The organism is Clostridium aciditolerans, assembly GCF_016316925.1.
GTDB classification, from domain to species: Bacteria; Bacillota; Clostridia; order Clostridiales; family Clostridiaceae; genus Clostridium_AM; species Clostridium_AM aciditolerans.
Window position 1 is genome coordinate 181,029 of sequence record NZ_JAEEGB010000014.1, and the last position, 25,915, is coordinate 206,943.

The 25,915-nt window shown below is 29.1% G+C and carries 23 protein-coding genes; 20 read left to right on the plus strand and 3 right to left on the minus strand.

Features of this window, described 5'->3' with window-relative positions; genetic code table 11:
- Positions 1–2: 2 nt before the first annotated feature.
- From I6U51_RS13185 to galU, 10 genes are all read left to right on the plus strand, one after another.
- Complete coding sequence (locus tag I6U51_RS13185; RefSeq protein ID WP_211143078.1) at positions 3–1,019, plus strand: glycosyltransferase; 1,017 nt, start codon at positions 3–5, stop codon at positions 1,017–1,019.
- Between the two features lie 110 nt (positions 1,020–1,129).
- A complete protein-coding gene (locus tag I6U51_RS13190) occupies positions 1,130–1,756 on the plus strand; it encodes a serine O-acetyltransferase (protein WP_211143079.1) in 627 nt (208 codons plus the stop codon).
- 29 nt (positions 1,757–1,785) lie between these two features.
- Positions 1,786–2,850 carry a polysaccharide pyruvyl transferase family protein gene (locus tag I6U51_RS13195; RefSeq protein ID WP_211143080.1) on the plus strand — a complete coding sequence of 355 codons (1,065 nt, stop codon included), beginning with the start codon at positions 1,786–1,788 and terminating at the stop codon, positions 2,848–2,850.
- Positions 2,837–4,333 carry a murein biosynthesis integral membrane protein MurJ gene (gene murJ / locus I6U51_RS13200; protein ID WP_211143081.1) on the plus strand — a complete coding sequence of 499 codons (1,497 nt, stop codon included), beginning with the start codon at positions 2,837–2,839 and terminating at the stop codon, positions 4,331–4,333. Before I6U51_RS13195 ends, murJ begins: the two co-directional genes overlap by 14 nt.
- A 79-nt stretch (positions 4,334–4,412) precedes the next feature.
- Positions 4,413–5,408 (plus strand): UDP-glucose 4-epimerase GalE, encoded by a 996-nt coding sequence (gene galE / locus I6U51_RS13205; protein ID WP_211143082.1) that lies wholly within the window; start codon positions 4,413–4,415, stop codon positions 5,406–5,408.
- On the plus strand, positions 5,389–7,329 hold the full coding sequence (locus tag I6U51_RS13210) for a coagulation factor 5/8 type domain-containing protein (protein ID WP_211143083.1): 1,941 nt from the start codon (positions 5,389–5,391) through the stop codon (positions 7,327–7,329). Before galE ends, I6U51_RS13210 begins: the two co-directional genes overlap by 20 nt.
- A 248-nt stretch (positions 7,330–7,577) precedes the next feature.
- Positions 7,578–8,633, plus strand: coding sequence for a dTDP-glucose 4,6-dehydratase (gene rfbB, locus I6U51_RS13215; protein WP_211143084.1), 1,056 nt, complete (start codon positions 7,578–7,580; stop codon positions 8,631–8,633).
- 11 nt (positions 8,634–8,644) lie between these two features.
- Complete coding sequence (gene rfbC / locus I6U51_RS13220; RefSeq protein ID WP_211143085.1) at positions 8,645–9,202, plus strand: dTDP-4-dehydrorhamnose 3,5-epimerase; 558 nt, start codon at positions 8,645–8,647, stop codon at positions 9,200–9,202.
- Positions 9,203–9,221: 19 nt separating this feature from the next.
- The gene (rfbD, locus tag I6U51_RS13225; RefSeq protein WP_211143086.1) at positions 9,222–10,103 is read left to right on the plus strand and encodes a dTDP-4-dehydrorhamnose reductase; all 882 of its coding nucleotides are present in this window, start codon (positions 9,222–9,224) and stop codon (positions 10,101–10,103) included.
- A gap of 51 nt (positions 10,104–10,154) precedes the next feature.
- A complete protein-coding gene (gene galU, locus I6U51_RS13230) occupies positions 10,155–11,099 on the plus strand; it encodes a UTP--glucose-1-phosphate uridylyltransferase GalU (RefSeq protein ID WP_211143087.1) in 945 nt (314 codons plus the stop codon).
- Positions 11,100–11,321: 222 nt separating this feature from the next.
- Here galU and dltA read toward each other — a convergent pair whose 3' ends face one another.
- On the minus strand, positions 11,322–12,896 hold the full coding sequence (gene dltA / locus I6U51_RS13235; RefSeq protein ID WP_211143088.1) for a D-alanine--poly(phosphoribitol) ligase subunit DltA: 1,575 nt from the start codon (positions 12,894–12,896) through the stop codon (positions 11,322–11,324).
- 661 nt (positions 12,897–13,557) lie between these two features.
- On the opposite strand from dltA, the gene I6U51_RS13240 reads away from it, so the two are divergent.
- The 6 genes from I6U51_RS13240 (at position 13,558) to I6U51_RS13265 (ending at position 21,160) form a co-directional block, all read left to right on the plus strand.
- Positions 13,558–14,712 carry an ABC transporter permease gene (locus I6U51_RS13240; RefSeq protein ID WP_211143089.1) on the plus strand — a complete coding sequence of 385 codons (1,155 nt, stop codon included), beginning with the start codon at positions 13,558–13,560 and terminating at the stop codon, positions 14,710–14,712.
- Complete coding sequence (locus I6U51_RS13245; protein ID WP_211143090.1) at positions 14,705–15,376, plus strand: ABC transporter ATP-binding protein; 672 nt, start codon at positions 14,705–14,707, stop codon at positions 15,374–15,376. Before I6U51_RS13240 ends, I6U51_RS13245 begins: the two co-directional genes overlap by 8 nt.
- A 45-nt stretch (positions 15,377–15,421) precedes the next feature.
- Positions 15,422–15,952, plus strand: a complete 531-nt coding sequence (locus I6U51_RS13250) for a VanZ family protein (protein WP_211143091.1) — start codon at positions 15,422–15,424, stop codon at positions 15,950–15,952.
- A 565-nt stretch (positions 15,953–16,517) separates the two neighbouring features.
- The gene (locus I6U51_RS13255) at positions 16,518–18,641 is read left to right on the plus strand and encodes a cell wall-binding repeat-containing protein (RefSeq protein WP_211143092.1); all 2,124 of its coding nucleotides are present in this window, start codon (positions 16,518–16,520) and stop codon (positions 18,639–18,641) included.
- A 179-nt stretch (positions 18,642–18,820) separates the two neighbouring features.
- Positions 18,821–20,440 (plus strand): S41 family peptidase, encoded by a 1,620-nt coding sequence (locus tag I6U51_RS13260; protein WP_211143093.1) that lies wholly within the window; start codon positions 18,821–18,823, stop codon positions 20,438–20,440.
- A 9-nt stretch (positions 20,441–20,449) separates the two neighbouring features.
- On the plus strand, positions 20,450–21,160 hold the full coding sequence (locus I6U51_RS13265; RefSeq protein ID WP_211143094.1) for a M48 family metallopeptidase: 711 nt from the start codon (positions 20,450–20,452) through the stop codon (positions 21,158–21,160).
- 269 nt (positions 21,161–21,429) lie between these two features.
- On the opposite strand, the gene I6U51_RS13270 is transcribed toward I6U51_RS13265, so the two are convergent.
- Entirely contained in the window at positions 21,430–22,344 is a 915-nt protein-coding gene (locus I6U51_RS13270; protein ID WP_211143095.1) for a transposase, read from the minus strand.
- 273 nt (positions 22,345–22,617) lie between these two features.
- On the opposite strand from I6U51_RS13270, the gene I6U51_RS13275 reads away from it, so the two are divergent.
- Both I6U51_RS13275 and I6U51_RS13280 read left to right on the plus strand, forming a co-directional pair.
- Positions 22,618–23,169, plus strand: coding sequence for a manganese efflux pump MntP (locus tag I6U51_RS13275; protein WP_211143096.1), 552 nt, complete (start codon positions 22,618–22,620; stop codon positions 23,167–23,169).
- Between the two features lie 21 nt (positions 23,170–23,190).
- On the plus strand, positions 23,191–23,616 hold the full coding sequence (locus tag I6U51_RS13280) for a Fur family transcriptional regulator (RefSeq protein ID WP_178909629.1): 426 nt from the start codon (positions 23,191–23,193) through the stop codon (positions 23,614–23,616).
- Between the two features lie 30 nt (positions 23,617–23,646).
- Here the strand turns inward: I6U51_RS13280 and I6U51_RS13285 are convergent, their stop codons facing one another.
- Positions 23,647–23,976, minus strand: coding sequence for a hypothetical protein (locus I6U51_RS13285; RefSeq protein WP_211143097.1), 330 nt, complete (start codon positions 23,974–23,976; stop codon positions 23,647–23,649).
- Positions 23,977–24,092: 116 nt separating this feature from the next.
- Here I6U51_RS13285 and I6U51_RS13290 point away from each other — a divergent pair, with 116 nt between their 5' ends.
- Both I6U51_RS13290 and I6U51_RS13295 read left to right on the plus strand, forming a co-directional pair.
- Positions 24,093–24,491 (plus strand): DUF6762 family protein, encoded by a 399-nt coding sequence (locus tag I6U51_RS13290; protein ID WP_211143098.1) that lies wholly within the window; start codon positions 24,093–24,095, stop codon positions 24,489–24,491.
- 305 nt (positions 24,492–24,796) lie between these two features.
- On the plus strand, positions 24,797–25,855 hold the full coding sequence (locus I6U51_RS13295) for an HD-GYP domain-containing protein (protein WP_211143099.1): 1,059 nt from the start codon (positions 24,797–24,799) through the stop codon (positions 25,853–25,855).
- The last annotated feature ends 60 nt before the right edge of the window (positions 25,856–25,915 follow it).

Below are 25,915 nucleotides of genomic sequence, written 5' to 3' on the forward strand. Positions count from 1 at the left end.
TAGTGATTAAAGTAAGTATAATAATACCTATATACAATGCACAAACTTATTTAGAAAAGTGCTTAGATAGCGTAATGGGACAAACACTTCAAGAAATAGAAATTATATTAATTAACGATGGATCTTCTGATAATAGTTTAAATATATGTAAAGAATACGCTATAAAAGACAAAAGAATTAAAGTTATAGACAAAGAAAATAAAGGTGTATCTAAGGCAAGAAATACAGGCTTATTATATGCGAAAGGTGAATATGTAACTTTTATAGATTCAGATGACTGTATAGAACATAATATGATTGAAGAACTCTATAATTCGGTAACAGCAAATAATGCAGAATTTTGTATGTGCAACTATGTTAAAGAAAATAACGGTAAAATTCTATACATAGATTCTAGTATTCATAAAAAAGTTTTGGAAGGAAACGACATAAAAAACTACTTATTAATTCCACTAATTGAAAGAGAAGATAACCAAAAGGAACATATTTTGGGAAATTTCAGAGGTCCTTTGGGCAAACTTTTTAAGAAAGATATAATAGAAAAATACAATATAAAATTTAAAGAAGATTTAATTATAGGAGAAGATTTTATATTTAATTTAGAGTTTCTAATTCATACAAATAAAGCCGTTATAAATCAAGGATTTTATTATCATTATTTGATTAATACTAATTCTGCAACTATGAGGTATAAAAAAGATTGTTGGAAATCAATCTATAGAACTATAATTTTATATTTAAAAGATTTTTTAAAAAATAATAACTTATGTTTAGAAGCTAAAGATAAAGTAGATAAGTTAATTATAAAATACTTTTTAATGTCTATAATTAATGAAGGAAGAAGGAACAATCCTAAAAGCAGAGCGGAAAAAATAAATGCTATTAGAGAGATGTGTGAAGATAAGATTATTATGAATTCTATTAAAAGTGTTGATTTAAGTTTATATGGGAAAAGAAATAATCTTATTTTATTTTTAGCAAAATATAAACTTCCATATTTAATTTACATAATAATATGATATTTATATAGAACTAAACAAGGAAATATATGAAAAAAATTATGATATATATTTATAGTTACAAAAATTTATAAAAAATAAGTAAAATAATCTATTGTAGGGAGTGGAACATGGAATACAAGGATTTAATTTACACACTATATTGTGATTTCTATAGACAAACAGGTCAAGAATTTACAACAATAAAAGTACTTAAATATATATTTTCAATTTCTGTGGAACCAGGATTTAAGTATATATTTTTAATGAGAATATGCAAATATTTTTACATGAAGAAAAAAAATGTTATAGAAAAAATACTATTTAAAATTTTAAAATTTAGATTTAGAAAATTACAATATAAATATGGCATAGATATACCTTATACTACTGAAATAAAAGAAGGTTTTCTTATTAGTCATTTTGCAGGAATAGTTGTAAATAGTCATGTAAAAATCGGCAGAAACTGTTCAATTTTGCAAGGGGTAACCATAGGAAATAATTTATATAAAGGTAGAGAAGAGTTAGCCACAATAGGCGATAATGTTTTTATTGGTGCTGGAGCTAAAATTATTGGTCCAGTAAGCATAGGTGATAATGTAACGATAGGAGCAAATACAGTAGTAACTAAGGATATACCAGATAATAGTATTGTTGCTGGAAACCCAGCACAAATAGTATCTAGAAAAAAATCAGTTGATATAAATAGAAACTATAAGACGACAGATGAGTTTTTTGCTTCATTAGAAATCAATTGATATTTATATAAGAAAGAGTAGGAGAATATATGAAAAAAGTTTTAGTTATTGCATACTTTGCTAAAAATTTCGGAGATGATCTTTTTTTAAAAATACTATTTGAAAGATATAATGATGTTGAATGGACAATGGATGTAAATGATGAAAATTACAGAAAAATTTTTGCTAAATACAAAAATGTAAAGATAATAAATACATTTTGTCATAAGGTATTTAGAAAACTTGAATTAGAAAAGTTATTATATAAGAAGTACGATGCAGTTGTTTTTATTGGTGGTTCTATATTTATGGAAACAGAAAATTGGAAGCGTACATATACTTATAGGCAAAAAATTTTTAGATCTTTTAATGAAAAATCTATTTTTTTTATAGGGTGTAATTTTGGACCATTTAAGTCTGAAGAATTTTTTGAAAAGTATAAAAGTTTATTTGGGAATTGTAAGGACATTTGTTTTAGAGATAAGTATTCATATGACTTATTTAGCTATTTAGATAATGCTAGAGTTGCTCCTGACATAGTATTTCAGTTGAAAACTAAAAAAATAGAAAAATTAGAAAACTCCTTAGGTATATCTTTAATAGACTTAAAAAATAGAAAAGAACTAATAGAATATCAAAAAATATATATTAATAAAATAGTCGATATAATAAAAGAAGCGATAAATAGAGAAATTAAAATTACTTTATTTTCATTTTGTGAAAGGGAAGGTGATATGAAAATTATAGAGGAAATAACTAATAATTTAGATGATAAATACAGTAATTATATAAATATAGAAAATTATAATGGTGATATAGAAAGATTTTTAGATAAATTTAAGGCTATGGAAAATATAATTGGAACAAGATTTCATGCTTGCATTTTATCACAAGTGTTTGGACAAGGGTTATATCCAATAATATATAGCAGTAAAACCTATAATGTACTTAAAGAGATAGATCTGATAGATGAATATACATATATACAAGACTTAGAAAATTTAAATGAAAAACATATATTAGATACAATTTCTAAAAATAAGATAAAGGATAGTAAAATTTTTCTTGAAGCAGAAGAACAATTCGAGGTGTTGGACAAGTATGTTAAATATTAGAAGTAAAGAGATGAGCTCAAATAAACTAGCGTTTATACAATTAGCAACTATGATTTTCTTAACATTAATAACTCAGGCAGTAACTTTAATAAAAGCTTCTGTAACAGCTGCAAACTTCGGAGCAACGGTTCAAATGGATGCCTTTAATTTTTCTAACAGTATAGGTACTTTTATATTTAGTTTTATTGGAACAGGAATTACTACAGTTCTTATTCCTGCTATGATAAATAAAAAAGATAATAAATCTATTAATAATTTTATAACAATCTTATATAGTGCATCATTAATATGTATATTTTTAATTTTTTTAGGGAAAAAATATATAGTTTCGGCATTTTCTTCAGGATCAAGTGAGTTTGTAGAAGTTGCATGTAATATTATGTTAATAACCTTGGTAACTCAATTTTTTAATACAATTTTAGGGGTAACTAATGCCGTTTTCCAATGTAATGGAAAATTTAACATACCTAAAGTTATTACTCTTCTGACTAATATATTATTAACTCTATTAGTGGTTACCCATGCAAATTTATCTATATATGAATTTGCTTTTTATATACTTATTACTATGTTTTTAAATGCTGGAATACAATATTATCTTACACATAAAGAAGGATTTAAATACAAACCTATAATTAATTTTAATGATGAAGAATTAAGGAATATGTTAAGAGTATTTATTCCAACAATGTTTAGCTCTGGCTTATATCAAGTATCTTTGCTGACTAACTCACTTATATCATCAAATCTAGGACAAGGGAAAATATCAATCCTTACATATTCAAATACAATAATATCAATGATTAATATGTTATTGATAGGAAATATAATGACATATATATATCCTAAGATTACCAAAAATATTAATAAAGAAAATGGACAAAAAGTATTATTTGATTACTGTACATTTTTTAATGCGCTTATGTGTTTAATAGTGGTAGGATTTATTATTATAGGTAAAGACGGAATAGTATTACTATATCAAAGAGGAAAATTTGATAAATCTACTACAAATATGGTATATACTTGTTCACTAATATATATGATAGGCCTTCCAATAAACGTTATTAGAGATGCGATGTACAGGTACTTTTATGCAAAAGGCAATACTAAAACAACTTTTGTAAATAGTTTATATGCCAGTATTTTTAATATTATAATTAGTATTGTTTTATCTTTTTTTATAGGATTGTACGGAGTAATATTAGGAACAGTTATTACTTCAATATATTCATTAACTAGCATATTAATTAGGTTTAAAAAGCAATATCAAATAAAGTGTAATAAAAAATATATATTAGTAGAGAACTTGAAGATTGTTTTGGTAAGTGCTGCAGTTTTAATAATAGGCATAATAATAAAAGATGCCTTTAAAATTAGTAATATTATATTATCGATACTAGTTTATGGTATTATAGCTGTTGTATTATATATAATAGGATTATTCGCAGTTAAGAGTGAAGTATATAAAATTAAACTCTAGATACTTTCAAATAAGCTACACTCCTAAAAGGATAAGACTATAAAAATATTGAATAGTGATATAAAGGGAGAAAAATTTTATGAGTATTTTAGTTTGTGGAGGAGCAGGCTACATAGGAAGTCACATGGTAGCTGAACTCTTAGAAAAAGGTGAAGATGTTGTAATAATAGATAATTTTCAAAAAGGTCACAGATATGCCATTCTTGGTGGTAAAGTTTATGAAGGAGATTTAAGAAATAAAAAAATATTAGATAAGGTTTTTACTGAAAATAACATAGAAGCAGTTATTGATTTTGCTGCAGATTCTTTAGTAGGTGAAAGTGTAATTGAACCATTAAAATATTTTAATAATAATGTTGGTGGTACTATAAATTTATTAGAAGCAATGAGAGATTATAATGTTAAAAATATAGTCTTTTCATCCACAGCGGCTACCTATGGAGAACCGGATAGAGTACCTATAGAAGAGGAGGATAAAACTTTTCCAACTAATCCTTATGGTGAATCAAAACTAACAGTAGAGAAAATATTAAAATGGTGTGATAAAGCATATGGAATTAAATATACTGCTTTAAGATATTTCAATGCTGCTGGAGCGCACGTAAGCGGTAAAATTGGAGAAGATCATAAGCCAGAGTCTCACCTAATTCCAATTATACTTCAAGTTGCTTTAGGACAAAGAGATAAAATAATGATTTATGGTGATGATTATAGTACAGAAGATGGAACTTGCATAAGAGATTATATACATGTAACTGATTTAGCCAATGCTCATTTACTTGCAGTAAATAGATTAAAAAATGGTGGACAAAGTATTATTTGTAATCTAGGTAATGGAACTGGATTCTCAGTAAAACAGATTATAGAAGTATGTAGAAAAGTTACAGGATGTAATATTGAGGCTGAAGTTGCACCGAGAAGAGAAGGTGATCCAGCTATTCTTATTGCTTCAAGTGATAAAGCTAAGAAACAATTAGGTTGGAATCCTAAGTATAATTCAATTGAGACTATTGTAGAAACAGCGTGGAATTGGCATAAGAATCATCCTTATGGATATGAAGAAAAATCGCTTTAAACTAATTAGTTTAAAACTCATCTGTACAGTTCTTTTAATGATATCTTCCGATTCAATTGGAAGCGTTAATAGTTTTAATTATATTCAAAGCAATAATACTAATGTAGTTATTAAAAGTATTAAAGAACATCCAAGAATTATTGCCAGTAAAAATGATTTTAATAATCTAAGGAGAATCATAAATACTGATGATCATGAAAAACTATGGGATAAAAAACTGAAAGTTTCTGCAGACAAAATACTTAGTGATCCAACAGTTAAGTATGAGTTAGAAGATGGTACAAGCCTTTTGCCTATAAGTAGGCAGGTACTAGAAAGAGTGTATAATTTGGCAATTATGTATAAATTGCATGGAGATAGTAAATATAAAGATAGATTGTGGAAAGAAATTGAAGCGGTAAGTAAATTTAAAGATTTTAATCCTAAACATTTTCTTGATACAGCAGAAATGATTAATGCACTAGCTATTGCATATGATTGGCTTTACTATGATTGGAGCTATAAACAAAAAGAAATTATAAGAAATATGATAATACAAAAAGGTTTAAATCCTGCTCTAAAGTTATATATGAGTAACTCTAATGATAGTTGGTGGAAAAATAGTAATGCCAATTGGAATCTTGTTTGTAATGCTGGTGTTGGTATAGCAGCTTTGGCCATAGCAGAGGAAGAGCCAGTAATATGTAATGCCATTTTAGAATATGTGATAAAATATATTCCCAATGGTATTATGGGCTATGCACCAGATGGAGCATGGAATGAAGGTACAGATTATTGGCAATATGGGACTGTATACTTAAGTTCGCTAATTTCATCAATGAAAATTGCATTAGGAATAGATTTTAATTTATTAAGTAGTCCAGGCCTAGAAAAAACGGGAGACTTTATAATTCATGCATCTGGACAAGAAAAATATAGTTTTGGATATGGAGATAGTAGTGGCAGGAAAGTTTTAGGACCAGAAATGATGTGGTTAGGTAAAGTATATAATAAGCCTTATTATGTATGGCAGAGAACCATATATGCAGATAGTAATCCAACAGCATTAGATATGTTATGGTATTCTAGCAAAATTTATAGTAATACTAAAAAAAATGAACTGCCTTTAGATAATTATTTTAGAAGATCAGAAATAACAACCTTTAGAAGCTCATGGGATAATGCAACAGGAATATTTGCAGCAATTAAAGGCTTTAATTTTGAAAATAGGAATCATACTGACCTCGATAGTGGAGATTTTGTAATACAAGCTAATGGTGTACAGTGGGCTGAGGAACTTGGAGCAGATAACTATAATTTACCAGGATATTTTAATATGAGTAAAAATAATTTAAATCGTTGGAGTTATTATAGGAAAAGAGCAGAGGGGCAGAATACAATAGTTATAAATCCTAATAAAGGAGCAGATCAAAATCCTAATGGAATAACTAAAGTAGTTTCTTTTAAGAGTATGACTGATAAAGCATTTTCTATAATTAATACAACTTCAGCATATAATGATGCTGTTAAGTCTTTAAGAGGATTAATGATATTTGATAATAGAACAAAAGTTTTATTGCAGGACGAAATAGAGCTTAAAGATTTTGGAGATGTTTGGTGGTTTATGCATACCAGTAAGAATATATCCATAGAAGATAATGGGCAGACTGCCGTATTAAATGATGGAAATAAGAAGCTTTGGATTCATATTATATCTCCAGATAAAAATTTAAGATTTAATGAAATGGATGCAAAACCTCTTAGCTCCTCACCAAATCCAATAGGGCAAAATAAAAATGAGGGAATAAGAAAGCTTACTATTCATGTAAATCATGTAAAGAAACTAAATATTGCTATAGTATTTGTTCCTGAAGATAACAATAACATTATTAGTAATATTCCTAAATTTATACCTTTATCTTTGTGGGAAAAGGAGAATTAGGAGCAAGTGGATTTAACAAATCATGTTCCCACTAGGGCACGTAATATCACCTATTTTACTATAACAATTCTTATATGTATTTGAGAAAATACCTATGAGGATTGTTATTTTTTTAATTTTTTTTATCCTACCGCAGTAATTAGAATTAATATACGTATATATATAATATAGGAATAGGTGGTGATATTTGGTATAAATTAAAAAATCAGTTCTTGAAGCAAATAAATTAATTTTCCGGAGGATTAAAGATGAAGACTTATTTGGTTACAGGTGGAGCAGGTTTTATAGGTTCAAATTTTGTTATATATATGTTAAATAGATACAATAATATAAAAATAATCAATTTAGACAAGCTTACCTATGCAGGAAACTTGGAAAATCTTAAAAATATAGAAAATAATCCTAACCACATATTTGTTCCAGGAGATATATGTGATAAAGAACTAATAGAAGCATTATTTGAAAACTATGATATAGATTACGTAGTAAATTTTGCAGCTGAATCACATGTAGATAGAAGTATAAGAGAACCAGAAGTATTTGTAAAGACTAATGTATTAGGAACAGTTACATTATTAAATGCAGCAAAAAAGGCATGGGAAATACAGGATGGTTTTAAAGAAGGTAAGAAATATCTTCAAGTTTCTACAGATGAAGTATATGGATCACTTGAAGAAACAGGCTTTTTTATGGAAACAACACCATTAGATCCACATAGTCCATATTCATCAAGTAAAGCAGGTGCAGATTTAATGGTAAAGGCTTATGCTGATACATATAAGATGCCAATAAATATAACAAGATGTTCAAATAACTATGGTCCATATCAATTTCCTGAAAAGTTAATACCATTAATAATAAATAATTGTTTAAACCACAAATCTTTACCTGTATATGGTGACGGATCTAATATAAGAGATTGGTTATATGTAAAAGATCATTGTAAGGCAATAGATATGGTTATAAACAAAGGAAGATTAGGAGAGGTTTATAACGTAGGTGGACATAATGAAAGAACCAATATTCAATTAGTTAAGACAGTTATAAACTACTTAAATGAAAATGTAGATAAGAAAATAACAGAGAGTCTAATTAAATATGTAGAAGACAGAAAAGGTCATGACAGGAGATATGGGATAGATCCAACTAAGATAAAAGAAGAATTAGGATGGTATCCTGAAACTACTTTTGAAATTGGAATCAACAAAACTATAATGTGGTATTTAGATAACAAGGATTGGATGAATAATATAACCTCAGGAGAATATCAAAAGTATTATGAAAAAATGTATGAAGAAAAGTAGGAGGTATATTCATGGGACAATTTAAATTTACGGTAACTCCTATTCAGGGATTGTATGTTATTGAGCCTAAGGTATTTGGAGATAATAGAGGTTACTTTACGGAAACATATAATTACGAGGATTTCAAAGCTCAAGGCTTAGATATGGTTTTTGTTCAAGATAACCAATCAAAGTCGAGAAAAGGAGTACTTAGAGGAATGCATTTTCAAACTAAATATCCTCAAGGAAAGCTTGTTAGGGTAATAAAAGGTGAGGTTTTTGACGTAGCAATAGATTTAAGAAGAAAATCTAAAACCTATGGGCAGTGGTATGGAGTGCTTTTAACTCAAGAAAATAAAAAACAGTTTTATGTCCCAGAAGGCTTTGCACATGGCTTTCTAGTAACTTCTAATGAAGCAGAATTTGTGTATAAGTGTACAAACCTATATCATCCTGAGCATGAAGGCGGTATTGCTTGGAATGATCCAGATATAAATATACAATGGCCTTTAGAGGAAATAGAAGAAATTTTATTGTCTGAAAAAGATAAAAATGCTTCAACTTTAGAAGAAAGCAAAATAGAATTTTAGTTTCTAGGAGAGTAGTAAAATGAAAATATTAATTACAGGCTGTAGAGGACAATTAGGTAGTCAAATTATCAATATATTAAAAGAAGGAGCATCGGAATTAGGTACTATACCACAGGATTATAGAAACTCTGAAATTATAGGAGTAGATATAGAAGAATTAGATATATCAAATTTAGAATTAGTAAAAAGTTTCATAAATGAAGTTAAACCTGATATTGTTATAAATTCGGCAGCTTATACTAACGTAGATAGCTGTGAAAATAATCGGGATTTAGCTTTAAAAGTGAATTCGCTAGGACCGAGAAACTTAGCTATTGCTTGTGAACAAGTAGATGCAAAACTTATACACATATCAACAGATTATGTGTTTCGAGGTAATGGAACTATTCCATATAGGGAATATGATGTAACTAATCCAGTAAGTGTGTATGGGGAAACAAAGCTGCTTGGAGAGAACTATGTTAGAGAGTGCTGCTTAAGATATTTTATAGTAAGAACTGCATGGCTTTATGGATATAATGGGAATAACTTTGTAAAGACAATTATGAAAGCTGCAAAGGAAAAAGGACATTTGGAGGTAGTGAATGATCAGAGGGGGAATCCGACTAATGCAGAGGATTTAGCACATCATATTTTAAAAATTGCTTTGACTGATGAGTATGGAATATATCATTGCACAGGTACTGGTGAGTGTACATGGTATGATTTTGCAAAGGCGATAGTCAAGTTTAAGGAAATAGAGTGTACTGTTAGTCCAACTACGTCTAATAAGATCAATAGGGCTGCTGAAAGGCCAGCTTTTTCGTCGTTAGATAATATGATGTTGAGATGTAGCGTTGGAGATGAGATGAGAGATTGGAGAGAGGCGTTAAAAGTTTTTCTTGAAAAAGTAAAAATATAATATATGACAATTTTTTTAGAACGATACTGAAGTTGAAAGGATGTAATATTAATGAAAGTAAAAAAAGCAATAATCCCTGCGGCGGGATTAGGTACAAGATTTTTACCAGTAACAAAAGCTCAACCAAAAGAAATGCTACCAATAGTAGATAAACCAACAATTCAATATATAATTGAAGAAGCTGTAGCTTCAGGTATTGAAGAAATACTAATTATAACAGGAAGAAACAAAAGGGCTATAGAAGATCACTTTGATAAATCTGTTGAACTAGAAGACGAGCTTCAAAATAATAATAAAGAAAAGCTACTTGAATTAGTACAAAATATATCTAATATGGTTGATATCCATTATATAAGACAAAAGGAGCCTAAAGGTTTAGGACATGCTATAAGTCGTGCTAAAGCCTTTGTAGGAGATGAGCCTTTTGCTGTTATGTTAGGTGATGATATAGTTGATAGTAAAGTACCATGCTTAAAACAATTAATAAATTCTTATAATGAGTATAAAACTTCTATATTAGGAGTACAGCCAGTTGATAAAACGCAGGTATCTAAGTATGGTATTGTAAAAGGCGTAAAAATTGAAGACAAAGTTTATAAGGTGAAGGACTTAGTAGAGAAACCCAAAATAGAAGAATCACCATCAAACATCGCTATTTTGGGAAGATATATAATAACTCCTAAAATATTTGAAATACTTGAAAAAACTAAACCTGGGAAAGGTGGAGAAATACAACTAACTGATGCATTGAAGGAGTTAGCAAAACAAGAAGCTATGTATTCCTATTGTTTTGAAGGAATAAGATATGATGTAGGGGATAAGCTTGGATTTTTACAGGCTAATATAGAATATGCTTTAAAACGCAATGATTTAAGAGAAGAGCTTATGGATTATCTTTCAAGTGTTAATATAAGTGCTAATTCTAAAAGGAAAGAATCTTATAACAAAGAAAATTTAACAGAGCAAGAAGTGGCAGCATCTATAATCAAAGAATAAAAATTTAGGAAAGCTCATTAATAAGTTGTAAATAAAAGCAGGAGTATGAATGACTTCTATTTTCATTTTTTAGTACAAAACTAAATACTATAAAATTTAATTGAAATATTGTATAAAATAGATATTGTTTTGCAATTTTAAAAGGCTGGAAAAATTAATACCAGCCTTTTAAATTAGGAGGAAAAAATCTATAACCTAGATTTAAAAATTAATATTTAGGAATCATTTCAATTCCTCTGTTAGAAGTCTTCTATTTATTTTTCCATTTATGGTCATAGGAAGATGTTCTTTAATAATAATTTTTCTAGGTATCATATAATTAGATAATAAATTCTTTAGTTTTTCTTTGATCACAAGCCCTACTTCAAAATCTTTTTTGAGAAGAACTTTATTTAATGTAACCACTGCAGCTAAGTATTGAAGTTTATTTTCTTTTTTTACTGGCAATACTACAGCATTTTCTATAAATTCAATTTCTCTTAGGCTATTCGCTATATTCTCAAGCTCAATTCTCAAGCCATCAAGCTTTATCTGAGAATCTATTCTGCCGCAATAGTATAACAGATTATCTTTTATATATCCTTCGTCTTCTGTTTTGTAATATCTATTTTCTATACCGTTTATTATTCTTTTAGAAAATACATTTTTAGAAATTTCATTATTATTAAAGTAACCAGGACTAACGCTTTTCCCAGATATAATAATTTCCCCCTTTTCTCCCTCAGGAAGTATACGGTAACTTACCCCGTTGAATTCTAAGCAATCTTCATCGTTATTTAGAACGCTATTATTTTTTTCAACAATAAAAAGCTTACAATCATTTTTTATATAACCTACAGGTAGAGGATTAACATTACTAGAAAGCTCTGTATCTATTTTTATCGCTGTAACTGCTACAGTTGCCTCTGTGGGACCATAGAGATTTATAATACTTATGTATTTGAATCTATTTTGTAGTTTTTGTACACAATTATTTGTTAATACTTCTCCGCAAAATAACATCACTTTTAATCTAGGTAAAAGATTATTGTTAAAATTGATGTCAGTAAGACACATTTCTGCAAAAGAAGGAGTTGACACCCATATATTAATATCTGATGATTTTAAATAACTAAATAACTCTTTCATATTACTTATCATTTGATTGTCAATACTGAATAATGTGGAACCTGTATATAATGAGAGATATAAATCCATTACCGATAAATCAAAAGAAAAAGGTGCCTGATTCATAAATACGTAGTGTGTTCCTTCTGAATAATCCCATAACGTTAATGCCCAATTAACAAAACTTTTAAGGCAATTGGAGGTTGTTTTTACACCCTTAGGCTTTCCTGTACTTCCTGATGTACATATGATGTAGTGAATGTCTTCATCCTGAACTCTATATATTTTGTCGGGAATCATTGTTGCATGACTATTTATTATTGTCTCTATTTCCGCACAATTTTTAATGTCTATATTATCTAAATGTAGCTTATTATCTGATATATTAAAAATTAATTTTGAATTTGAATTTTCAACTATATACTTAATTCTTTCCTTAGACATAGAACTGTCTACTGGTATATAAGCATGCCCAGATTTAGTACAGGAAAGAAAACAAACGAGCATCAAATGTTCCTTATGTCCACAAACAACAATAGGCATCTTATTATTATCAAATCGTTTAATTATATATGATGCTAGTGCATCAGATTTTCTAATTAATTCTTCATACTTCATAGAGCTATTTCTATATTTACGAAGAATTAAATTTGTTTTTGAATATTTGTCCATTAAATCATATACATTCATATTAATTTCCCCCGAAAACCTTATTTTACAAAATGATAATCTTCAAAAATCTATAACTCTTTTTGTTGCATAATAGCTTGTACTTTTATATATATCTAAATATTTAATAGCATACTTCAAGTTGTTATATTTAGGTTTCTACCAAATTAAGACATATATTCCTTTATAATATATATACGTGCGCTAATTTCAATAAATAGGGTGGTATGGAAAAATTAAGACTTGTTGAAAATGTTTTAATGTCGTTTTTGGAATTATTTTGACTTTCAAATAAGAAAAAGTTTAAATTTGAAATTACTGGAGGTATTATATAACATTTACGTAATAGTATCTAGTTAGGCAAACTCCATACGATTAGATTTCAACTTGTTATAGAGTATAGACTTTATTACCTTTTGCACTTTAGACTTGTTCGACTAAGGTTTTTAAGACTTATTGTTAAACTAACCCATTAATTGAAATTAATATACGTATGTATATAGTATTAGATATAAAATCCTAATTCAGAATAATTAATTTCTCGTATATTTGTTTTATATATGATAAAGAGAAGTCATGAGTAAGATTTTAAAAAGTTTTTTATGTATAGTGATAATGGTTATTTTATCTTTATATTTAGTTTCATGTAATTGGAAATGGGGTAAAATTTGGAGGAATAAATATGCTTACATCGTTTAAAATAGCAGGTCGATTTCTGAGATACAACAAAATACAAACACTTGTAATAATATTAGGGATAGCTATCGGGGTATCTGTTCAGATATTTATAGGACTATTAAGTAAAGGCCTTGAATCTACGTTATTAAATAAGGTTATAGGGAGTTCTGCTCATATAACTGTATATTCAACAAAGGGAGGCATAGCGGATTGGCAGGACAAAAAGAATAAGATTATAAAAGCAGATAAAGATATAAAATCGGCAGCCCCTGTAGTGGATTATCAAGCCTTTATAAAACTAAACGATATGACAGAGTCTGTACAAATAAGGGGATTTATTTATAACGACCTTAATTCACTTTACAGAATGAAGGATAGAATTTATGAAGGAAAGATGCTAGAGGATAGTGGTCAAGCTTTAATAGGTAGAGATTTAAAGGAAAGGTTAGGAGTTAATGTTGGAGACAAGATAACTATAATAACTATAGACAAGAAAAAAATTGAGCTTACTTTGGCGGGTTTTTACGATTTAGGAGCGGTTAAGGTAAATAGAACTTGGCTTATTACAGATTTAAAAACAGCACAAGACTTATTGGGCTTTGGAGATAAGGTTACATCTATAGAAATAGGTGTAAATGATGTATACAATGCTGATATTACTGGGAAACACATAGAAAAAAGTTTAAATGATAAAAAGTTAAAGGTGGAGAACTGGAAGGATCAAAATAAGCTTTTATTTAGTGGACTAGTTGGACAGAAAATATGCACTATCATAATTGAGCTTTTTGTGCTGCTTGCAGCTGTTTTGAGTATTATAAGTATACTCGGTATAAGTGTGGTTCAAAAATATAAGCAAATTGGCATTTTAAAAGCTATGGGAATGAGGGACTTTTCAGCTGCTTATGTATTCTTTATACAAGCTTTTATACTTGGGGTATTAGGTACTGCTTTAGGCATTTGGCTTACACATATATATATAAAGTGTTTTAATACATATATAATTACTCCAGAAGGTACGCCAGTAATAAACATTATTGTTAGCCATAGGTTTATAGGCAAATCTGCTTTAATAGATATAGTCGCAGCAACCTTAGCAGCTTTTTTCCCGGCTGTAAATTCCTTTAGATTGAGTCCTGTGGAGGTAATAAAGAATGGGTAATGTTATAGAGTTAAAGGATGTAGATAAGATTTATGGAGGCAGAGTTAAAACTCAAGTTCTTCGTAATGTGAATCTAACTATAGAGGGGAGTGCCTTTACGGCTATTATAGGTGCTTCCGGCAGTGGAAAAACTACACTTTTAAATATAATTGGTACATTAGATAAACCGACTAATGGAGAAGTTTATATAGATGGTAGTAGAATAGATAAAATGAGCAGAATAACTCTAGCTGCCCTTCGAAATCGGAAAATAGGATTTGTATTTCAGTTTCACTATCTTCTACCTGAATTTAATGCGTTAGAAAATGTACTTATGCCTCATACAATTAAGAGGTTTTTCTATGGAAGGAAGACCCGTGAAAGAGCAGAGCTATTGCTTGAGTTAGTTGGTTTATCTAGCATAATGAAGAGTAAGATATATAATTTATCTGGCGGGCAGCAGCAGAGAGTAGCTATTGCTAGAGCTCTTATGAATAAACCTAAGATTATTTTAGCAGATGAACCAACAGGTAATTTGGATTCTAATTCTGCTGAAGGCATATATAAAATATTTAGAGATATAAATAAGAAATTTGGTACAACTTTTGTAGTTATTACTCACGATGATAGAATAGCTAAGAAGGCGGATCGAATAATAGAAATAAAAGATGGTATAATAATTTAAGGTATTAAATTTCTTGTTAAGTTTTTTAATTAAGGAGTGGCGCATTTGAAGAAAGTATTATTGGTTATATTATGCATCTTTTGGATGGGATTTATATTTTATAATTCTTCAAATATTGGTGAGGTTTCAGAAGAGAGAAGTCACCGTGTGCTGAATGATATAAAAAATAAGTATCATCAGGTTAAAAAAGAAGAAAAAATTGTAGTAAATAATTCTAAAATTTCTAATGAAAAGCCTGTACAAAGCAATATAGTAGATAATGAATCTTTGAATAAAAGAGAGGAAAATTTAAATATAATTTTGAGAAAGAATGCACATGCCTTTGAATATCTAGTTCTTGCTATGATAGTAACTGCTGCACTATTTTCATTTAACATAAAAGGAAAATCAGCATTAATTTATATAATGTTTGTATGTTTATTCTATGCAGTTACAGATGAGTTTCATCAAGTGTTTGTACCTGGAAGAGCATCCTTAGTAAGCGATGTATTAATAGACTTTGCTGGAAGCCTAATAGGCATGTTGATTTACTATTTATCTTACTATAAGTTTTTTAAACGAAATCAAGTCTACTAAAGGATATAGTTAGGAATAGTAAACTTTAAATTTTAATCGAGTTGTAATCTTGTCTTTTAGTTACTATTCCCTGATATCTTTGCCTGCAGCTTTGCATAGTGCTAATGTTATTATAGTTGTAAGAATTATAAACAGTACTATTGTAGAAGTTACCAACATATCATCACCTTTTCATTATATTAATTTATTTTTGCATCACTTTACAAGTAATCTAGATCTACCCAAAAATATAATACACTAAATGCACTGTAGTTATCAATACTAATTTGAGCAAACTAGTATAGATTAGTAGTATCTAGTACTATAATTAGTATTGACGAAAAATGAATAATTAAAACAATATAATAAGTATTCTTAGAATAAGTGTGGTTCAAAAGTATAAGCAGATAGGAGTTTTAAAGGATTATTAGATGCTTCTGTGATATTAATATACATCATTTAATATTATACTTTAATGGTATAACAGCCGTTTATATAGGTAAGCAATAAATTGCACTTAAATATGTTGAAGTATAAATTTACCAATGTTATAATAGCATTAGTAATGTGAAGGGGGATAATTACTATGAACATGAAAAAGATAGCTTGTTTATTATCAATAAGCTTATGTTTAAGTATAGGTGTTACTACTAGAACGAAGGCCGCAGTTAACCCAGAGAGAATAGGAGGAGCAAATAGATATGATACATCTATTGCTGTCTCAAAAAATGGATGGAATGCTACATCCGATTATGTTGTAATTGCTAGTGGAGAGGATTTCGGTGATGCTCTTAGTGCAGCACCTTTAGCTAAAAAATATAATGCTCCAATTTTATTAGTTTCAAAAGATAATTTGGACAACCAATCTGATTCAGCTTCTAATTTAACTAATGAACTATCTAGATTGAAAGCAAAAAAAGCATTTATAATTGGTGGAACAGGATCAGTATCTTCAAAGGTTGAGGATGCAATTAAAAATAAAGGAATAGAAATAGAAAGAATTTCTGGAAATGACAGATACGACACATCTGTTGAGATAGCTAAAAAAGTGGGAGCAAATAATGGTGTGATTATAGCTAAGGGAGATGACTTTATAGATGCTCTTAGTGCGGCACCTATTGCAGCTTCAAAAGAAATGCCTATAATACTTGTACCAAAAGACAAAGTTAATGATACATTACAGAATTACTTAAAGAACAATAATATATCAAAAACATATGTTATAGGCGATAAAGACATTATCAATGATGATGTAGTAAAACAGTTTCCAAATACAGAAAGAATCACTGGAAACAATGAGTATGAAAGAAACATAAATACTATAAATAAATTCTCTAAGGACCTTAAATATGATACAGTTTATTTTGCAAGCAGAAAAGGCTTCGCTGATTCTTTATCAGGCTCTGCATTAGCAGCATTAACAGCTTCACCAATAATTTTAGTTGATGAAAATTCTGAAGCAAAGGTTAAGGAATACATTGATAGCAAGATAAAAGATATTGGACAAGTTAATGTATTAGGCGGAGAAGGAGTTGTAAATACATCATTACTAGAAAAGATACTTCCAATGAACAAAAATCAAGGTGTAAACAGTGGATTATTAAAGGCAACTTTAAATCAAAATAATATTAACTCTATGGAGAGTGACAGTACTATAGGAGTAAATGCTAGCGTTAAGGACTTACCAAAAGAAGAACAAAGTCAAGCAGATAAAATAATTCCTATAATAAATAATTCAAAAATGAACTTTAATATAAAGATGAATGGAAACAGTAATAAAACATTATCAAATGTTCAAGAAGACATAAGCATTCAAGTAGCAGGAATGAACATACAAACAACGGCTTGGGTAAGCTTAGATATGACAGGAAGTCAGCCTAAGATGAAAGAGATTGTAAAGATTCCTGAAGTTGCAGCACAATATCTTCCGCCACAGTTTGCAGGAAAACAATATATGGTTATGGATCCTATTGCGGTAGATTCTAAAGTCATGCCTGGAGCAAATAATATTACGGGTTTAATGGATTTTAGCAAGAACTTTCAACCACAATTCCAAAGCTTTATGGAAAAATATTTAGAAAACTGGAATCCAGGCTTTAAATTTATTGACTATAAAGGATTAATGAGAGTTAATAATAAAGATGGAATAAAGTATGCACAAACCTATCAGTTAAAGCTTAACGATATGACATTTAAATCTTTATTAAATTATACGGCAACTGATGCAGTGCAAAATAAAGAGTTCATTAGCTTCATGAAGCAATTTATGCTGTCATGTGTTGATCTTTCAGGAGCACCAAACAAAGAGCAACAAAAGCAGGACATAGAAAAGGTATTTGCTAATATGGCTTCAAATCCTCAAGAGTCTATGAAGCAGATAAAGACATTTATGGATGCAATAAAAGATTTAAAAGTAATTGGGGATAAAGGAATAGATATAACCTATAATATCTGCGATGGTTATATCATTGGAGAAACTGGTGTTGTTGATTTACAATTAGACATTCATAAGTTTGTTGAGGTTATGAATAAATTGAGCAATACTCAAGGTGCAACAACTGAAGATGTAAAAGGTATCCTTGGACTTGGATTTAACTATAATACTCAAAACTATAACATTAATAAAGATGTGAAAATAACTATTCCTCAACTAACGAAAGAAAATTCTTTTGATTATATGGAGCTTATTAATTTAGGAAACAACAAGTAGAGTGATGGGGACAGTTCGCAATTTTTCATCAATAGTATGATGAAAAATTGTGAACTGTCCCTTAGTTTTAGAATAAAGTATCGTAAGATTTTTGCAAATAATTAGATTTTATTAATAGGAAAAATGATGTATAATTTTTATAATATACAAATTAAGAGTATTGGAGGATTGGACAAAAGATGAAGAATAAACTTTCTGCAGTAAAGAATAGGATTAGAAGCAAATCAGTATATGGTAAAATACAGAGTACAATTTCATTTCTAGCTTTAACAATATTTCTAGTTGCTAGTTCTTCTTTTAAGGTACAAGCATCTAGTCAGACACTAGATGAAGCTAGGGCTATTATTAGAGACAACTATGTGACTCCAGTATCTGATAGTGTTCTAAATGCACCAACTATAGAGGAGATTGTAAAGGGACTAAACGATCCTTACTCTCAATATTTTTCTAAGCAACAGGAGGAAGATTTTTTAAATAGCATAGACAATAAAATGTATGGCATAGGTATATCAGTAGAAATGGTTGCTGAGGGAGTTAAAGTAAAAGCAGTTATAGATAACTCACCAGCTCTAGAGTCAGGAATTCATGAAGGTGATATAATAATTTCTGCTAACGATAAATCATTAGCAGGGTTGAAAGTGGAGGAAGCAACATCCTATATAAAAGGAGAATCAGGAACAACTGTAAAACTCCAGGTAAAAAGAGCAGATGCTATATTGAGTTTCAGCGTAATGAGAAGAGAGATAAGCCTTCCAACAGTAACAGGCAAAATGTTGAGTGAAAACACTGCCTACATCAACATTGTATCTTTCGGTGGGGACACTTCGCAATTATTCAGCAAAAAGCTGCAGGAATTAAATATGAAGAATCCCCATAGCTACATAATAGACTTAAGGAATAATGGCGGTGGATATATGGGGACAGCTCTTGAGATAGCTGGAAACTTTATCGGATCTAATCCTGCAATTACGGTGGAAGATAGAGAAGGCAATAAGGTAAGGTATTTAGCAGGAGGTAAGGGAATCACTATAGACAAACCTGTAATTTTTCTTATAAATGAATATACAGCAAGTGCTTCGGAAATTTTATCTGCTGCAGTAAAGGATTATAAGAAGGCCTTTTTTATTGGTGTGACTACTTATGGAAAAGGGGTTGCTCAACAGATGTTTCCTTTATCAGATGGAAGCGCTCTTAAGATAACTACAGAAAAGTTTTACTCACCTCTAGGTAATGCAATTCAGAAAGTTGGAGTAACACCTGATTTTGAGGCAAAAGATGTTGATTCTTTGGCAGTTGCTGAATTATTTTCCGGGAAATGTATGAATGATGTAGATAAAAGAGGTTATGTAAAAGTAAATTATGCAGGAAAAGATTTTGAGATCAACTTAAACTTAGCTAAAGACGAAAAACACTGGGGTGCATTTAAGTATATATTGAATAAAGTTTCCAAGGACAACGTATATGTGGGAACCGATAAGGGCTGGGTTAAAGCACCTACAGACTATTTTGATAATGCTTATAAATTTTTATATGCTAATTACAAATATTTAGATACTCTGAAGGACGTTGCACAGAATAAAGTATTTACTATAAGTTTTAATAAAGAGGTGAATGCTGATACAGTTAAAGATTACACTAACATGGAATTTATTGATGGAGAAACTGGACAACGTGTGGCTTTTGATGTGAAAAAGGCTGATGATAAAAAAATAAGCATAGTGCCTAAAGAAAATTTAAAAAGCGGAAAGACTTATTATATAAAGATAAAAGATGTAATAAGACCTGTCACAGTGAAATAGGAGAATGTGATGGGGACACAATACAATTTTTCAACAATTAACTATAAAATTATTAGAAAACGTAGAAAAACTATTGGAATTAAGATTACAGATAAGGGAGAAGTCATAATTACTTCTCCTTTTGGTGTGAGCGAAGAAACTATTAAAAATATCATAAAGAAGAAACAAAAATGGATAACTGATAAGGTTAAACTCATTAAAGAAGCTAATTTTGCCTATAACAGAGCTTTTAAGGATGGGGAAAGGTTTCTATTTTTAGGGAAAGAGTTGGAATTAGAGATTATTAAAGGTAATAAACCTATATGCAATGCCGAAATAGAGGGTGAGAAAGTTAGGGTTTTTATAAACTTAAGCAGTATGACCAGTGGGGACACAATATCTAATGCTATTGTAAAGCTATATAGAAAAGAGGCGGCTAGATTATTCAAAGAGAGAACAGATATATATAGCAAGGTTCTTGGTGTAGGCCCTAAAAGAATATTTATTAAGGATCAGAAAACTTTATGGGGAAGTTGTTCATCGAAAGGAAATATAAATTATAATTATAGAATTATAATGGCACCGATTAGCATTGTTGATTATATAGTTGTACACGAATTATGTCATTTAATACACATGAATCATTCTAAGGAATATTGGAATACAGTGAAATCTATTTTACCTGATTGTGAAAAAAGAAGAAAATGGTTGAAAGACAATGGACATGTATTGAAAATTTGATGATACATAGTTCTTGTTCAGCTTCAGCTTCTGCAGTTTCTGCTGCAGTTTCTGGGGACGATTTACAATTATTATTTATTAAAAATTGTAAACCGTCCCCAAGTAATAACAAATAATAACAAATAATAATAGCAAGTAAGGTAATAAGATAGAACTAACGCATATACAATGCATAATCACTATAGTTTTATTAATAATTTAACTTATCTTAGATGCTTGTACAATTATTTATAGATAAAAATTTTAAATTAGGTTAGCAAATTTTTAAACTATGCAGACCTACTGTAGCTTATAAAATCATCAACTATATTTCTATATTTTTCAGAAGTATTAATCAACGAGATCCCTTTTTCACATAGTCTTCCAATGTTAGAATAGGTTAAATTCCCTATAGTTTTCGAAATATCACTAAATTTAAAATCACATAAAGATCTCATTAGAACTACGCAAATTGATTTAGACTCTATGTTTTTATGATTATACTTTGTATGAATGCAAAAAGACTCTTTATTGTAATGAGAAACAAAGTCTATTATATCTGTAGGCTTAAAATTCCTAACAAGTATATGTTTCATAGGAGTATAATAACTTTCAGAACTATTAAATTCTAGTTCATCCTTAATTTTTAAAGCGTTAAATTTGCACACAAATTCCAAATAAGATTTACGTGCCAATCTCTTATTAGTACTAAAATATTTTAGTATAAAATCTATATCTAAAATATCAGAATATTTTGAGGGCATTCCAGCATAAACTTTAAGGCTTGAGTATTTATATTTGTGAACACAATTTTTATAGTTTGGAATATCCTTAGGATTATTATGTATATAAGCAGAAGCTGCAACAACATAACTATCCTTTTCTATAGGCTTACTTTTAAATCTATCAGAAAACAAGTGACCATGTCTTGAATACTTTTTATTATAGTATAGGGCATAGCTTTGATTTATGGACTTCATAAACTTAGATATATCAGCACCATTGTCATTAACTTGCAAATGATAGTGAGTATCCATAAGAACGTATGAATATATAGTAAACATATAAATTTTTTGATATTTTCTTACTATATTTAGAAATTTATCTTTATCTTTAAAGTCTACAAATAGTTGAAGTTCACTAATGCTTCTGCTCATAATGTGATGAATATTGCTTAAACCTTTTTTCCGTGGAGTTCTACTCAATGACTACCACTCCTTTCATGTTTTATTAGAATTATTGACAAACGATAACAAATTAATCCTTTATAGATTAATAAATGGGATTAGATTTAATAATTATCTAAATGAGTATCGGTATAAAAATTGTAAACTGTCCCTTAGCTAACTCAAGTCGTATAAAAATTGTAAACCGTCCCCGAACAAAAATGTCTTATAAAAACTTCTTTATATAGACAATATAATAGATATAAAGTAAAATATTATTGTTAAAATAAAGTAAAAATAAGGAGAAATGGTATGGACTTTTATTCATTGTTACTGATAGCCATAGCCTTATCGTTAGATGCATTTGGTGTGGCATTATGCATAGGATTAAATAGAGGAGTAAGAATAAAAGGAAGAGTTTTATTTTCAGCCTGCAGCGGATTTTTTCAATTTCTATTCGCTTTTATTGGTGCATATGCAGGAGTGTTATTTAATACATACATAGCATCCGTTCCTAAAGTTATAGGAGGAGCCCTTATATCAATTGTAGGAATCTTAATGTTAAAAGAAGGATTTCAAAATAAAGGAGAGTGTCCTGTTATAAGACCAGGAACGTATTTTATTCTTGGTATATCAGTAAGTATAGATGCTATGGTTATAGGATTCACTGTACTCAATAACATAAATAATAATCTCATTATACTTCGGAATACGTTGTTTATAGGAGTGGTGACATTAATAATATCATCGCTTGCATTCGTAATAGCAAAGTACCTAAAAAAAATAGAGCTTTTAGGCAAATATGCGGATTATATAGGCGGAGTAATACTTGTTATCTTCGGGATAAAGATGATGTTTTTCTAAAGAAAGCTTGGGGTGAAAGCATTGGAAATAGAAAAATACTTAAGACAGCATGGAATAAAAGTTACAAAAGGAAGAATAAATGTGCTTGATATTTTAAATAAATCAGATCATGCTGTGAATGCTGAGTATATTTTTAATGAATGTAAGAAAAGAAATTTAAATATTGATTTATCCACTGTATACAGATCATTAGACTTATTTGAAAATAAGGAATTAATAAAGAAGTTTGATCTAGGACAGGGTAAAAATAATTACAGGCTTAGAAAAGAAGATCATAAACATATACTTCAATGCAAGTTATGCCATAAAGAGGTTGAAATAGATTGTCCAATGCAACAGGTTAGAGAGTTAATAAAGGATAAAACAGGATTTACATTTATGGATAAGGAATTAGACTTAAAGCTTGAAGGAATTTGTGATGAATGTACGGACCATACAAAAAAATAAGAATAGATTGTATATCTATTCCTAAAGGTTTTATTGACTTTGTAAGGTAACTTGAGCAGGATAGATTTTTTTTACTTTCCATATTCCTTGGCTATTTCTTTCTAGGAAAACGCTGTAAGCTCTTTGATGATGTGGAGATTTTTTCTCCATTCCATCGATTTTCACTACAGCTATGTTGCCATTAGAGAAAGAAAGATCTAGGGTACCTATATTATACATTTTATAACGGTTGAGTATTCCTGATGTAAAGTAGTGTTGAACAGCATGGTTAATATTTTTACATTTATTAGATGTATAAGTAAACTTTATAAATCCACCAACGATAACCACAGTTAAACAAATTGCTAAAAACTTTTTCATAAGATTCCCTCACTAAATGGAAATTAATTACAATAATATAATAACTAAAATTTGTAAATAAGTAAATACTAATATTATAAAAATTATTAAAGTTATATGTAAGGCGGTGTTAATGTATGGATTTTTCTTCATTAGTTTTAATGGAAAAGGATAAAGATACAGGTTTTGTGACTAAGGAGCTGGGAAGCTATGAAGTAGGTGAAGGAGCAGAGTACATAAAGAAAATGTTTTATGATGGTGATAAAATAAATGTATATTTTGATACCAATAGAGATGTTGAAGATTGGGAATACTCTGCTGTATTTGATTTATTTAATGAAGATAAGTTTATAGAACAAGAATATAGTATAGAGCAAATTGACGATGAGTATAATCCAACATGGCTAGTAAAGTTTGATTATAATGAGGAACATTCTATTGTGCTATCAAAATTAAATAACTTATGTTCTCTAATTAAAGCACATATAAGGGAAGTCTTTGAAAATGTCAAAGGAAAAGAAGAGGAATACAAATAATTGTAAGCAGTTGTTTAAAAGTATAGGATTCGAGCTAGAAAGTTAGTTCCACACCATTGAATCCTATATTTAGACAACTGTTTATAATTGTCTGAAAATAAAGTAACTTTTTTATAATTAATATTTAAACAGCATTATTAATAATTATTAAAGTTTGGTATAATAACTTTATATAGCTATTTTATTTTCTTAAATAATATGATATGATTTCATAAGTAGTAGTATTTTGACTTATTTTAGAATAATGTGTAAATCAAGGCATGAAATATATATGTATGATAGCAAGATTTATTTGAGGTGGAGAAATGAGGCTGGAGTTCATTAATAGGGTTAGTGACAATGATGTATTAGGTAAAAGCATATTAACAAACGAGGGACAAGTCTTACTAAGAGCTGGAGTAAGGTTAAGTGGTATTTACATACAAAAACTGAAAGAGTTAGGTGTTTTCTATATATACGTGGAAGATGACAGATTAGATGATGTGGATGTAGAAGATGAAAAACTTTCAGAGCTAAAACAGGTTACAATGAAAAGCATGTGCAATGTTATGAAAAATGTACATGATTGTAATGGAAAAAAGCTTAAGGAATCGCTTGGCGCTGTTGAAGATATGATTAATTATATTGTAGATATTGGAGATGTTAATAAAAGTCTCTATGACATACAAACCTATGATAACTATACATATGTACACTCTCTGGATACTTGTATTATGACGACTTTTCTAGGTATGACCTCAAAATTTAACGAATGGGACCTAAAGGATCTCGGTATTGGAGCGATACTTCACGATGTAGGAAAGACACAAGTTCCAATTACTATATTAAATAAGCAGGGACGTTTAACAGATGAAGAGTTTAATGAAATTAAAAAGCATACATTGTACGGAGCTAAAATGCTAAAAAAGAATATTTCAATGCCTGACTCCATAATTAAAATAGTTGAACAGCATCATGAAAGAGTTGATGGTAGGGGATATCCTTATGGACTAAATGGAAAACAGATTTCTAAGTTTGCAAAGATTGTATGTATCTGTGATGTATATGATGCTATAAGCAATGATAGATGTTACAGAAAGAAGTTTAGCCCTAATGATGCCTATGAACTCATTCTCTCAGGAAGTGGGACTAGTTTTGATGAAGAGTTAGTTAAAAATTTTAAAAATACATTTGCTATCTATCCTTTAGGATGTTGTGTTAAACTATCAAATGGCAATGAGGGATTTGTTATAAAACAAAACAAAGGATTTCCAGACAGACCAGTAGTCAGAGTGTTATATGATAGTGAAACTAAAAGTCCAATACCTTTTTATGAAATAGATTTATTAAATAATCCTAGCATTGTAATACAAAGTATTGCATGATAAGTGATGGTTAGTTGTCGGATAAAATTGAATGCACAGCACACAATAAACTAGTAAGAA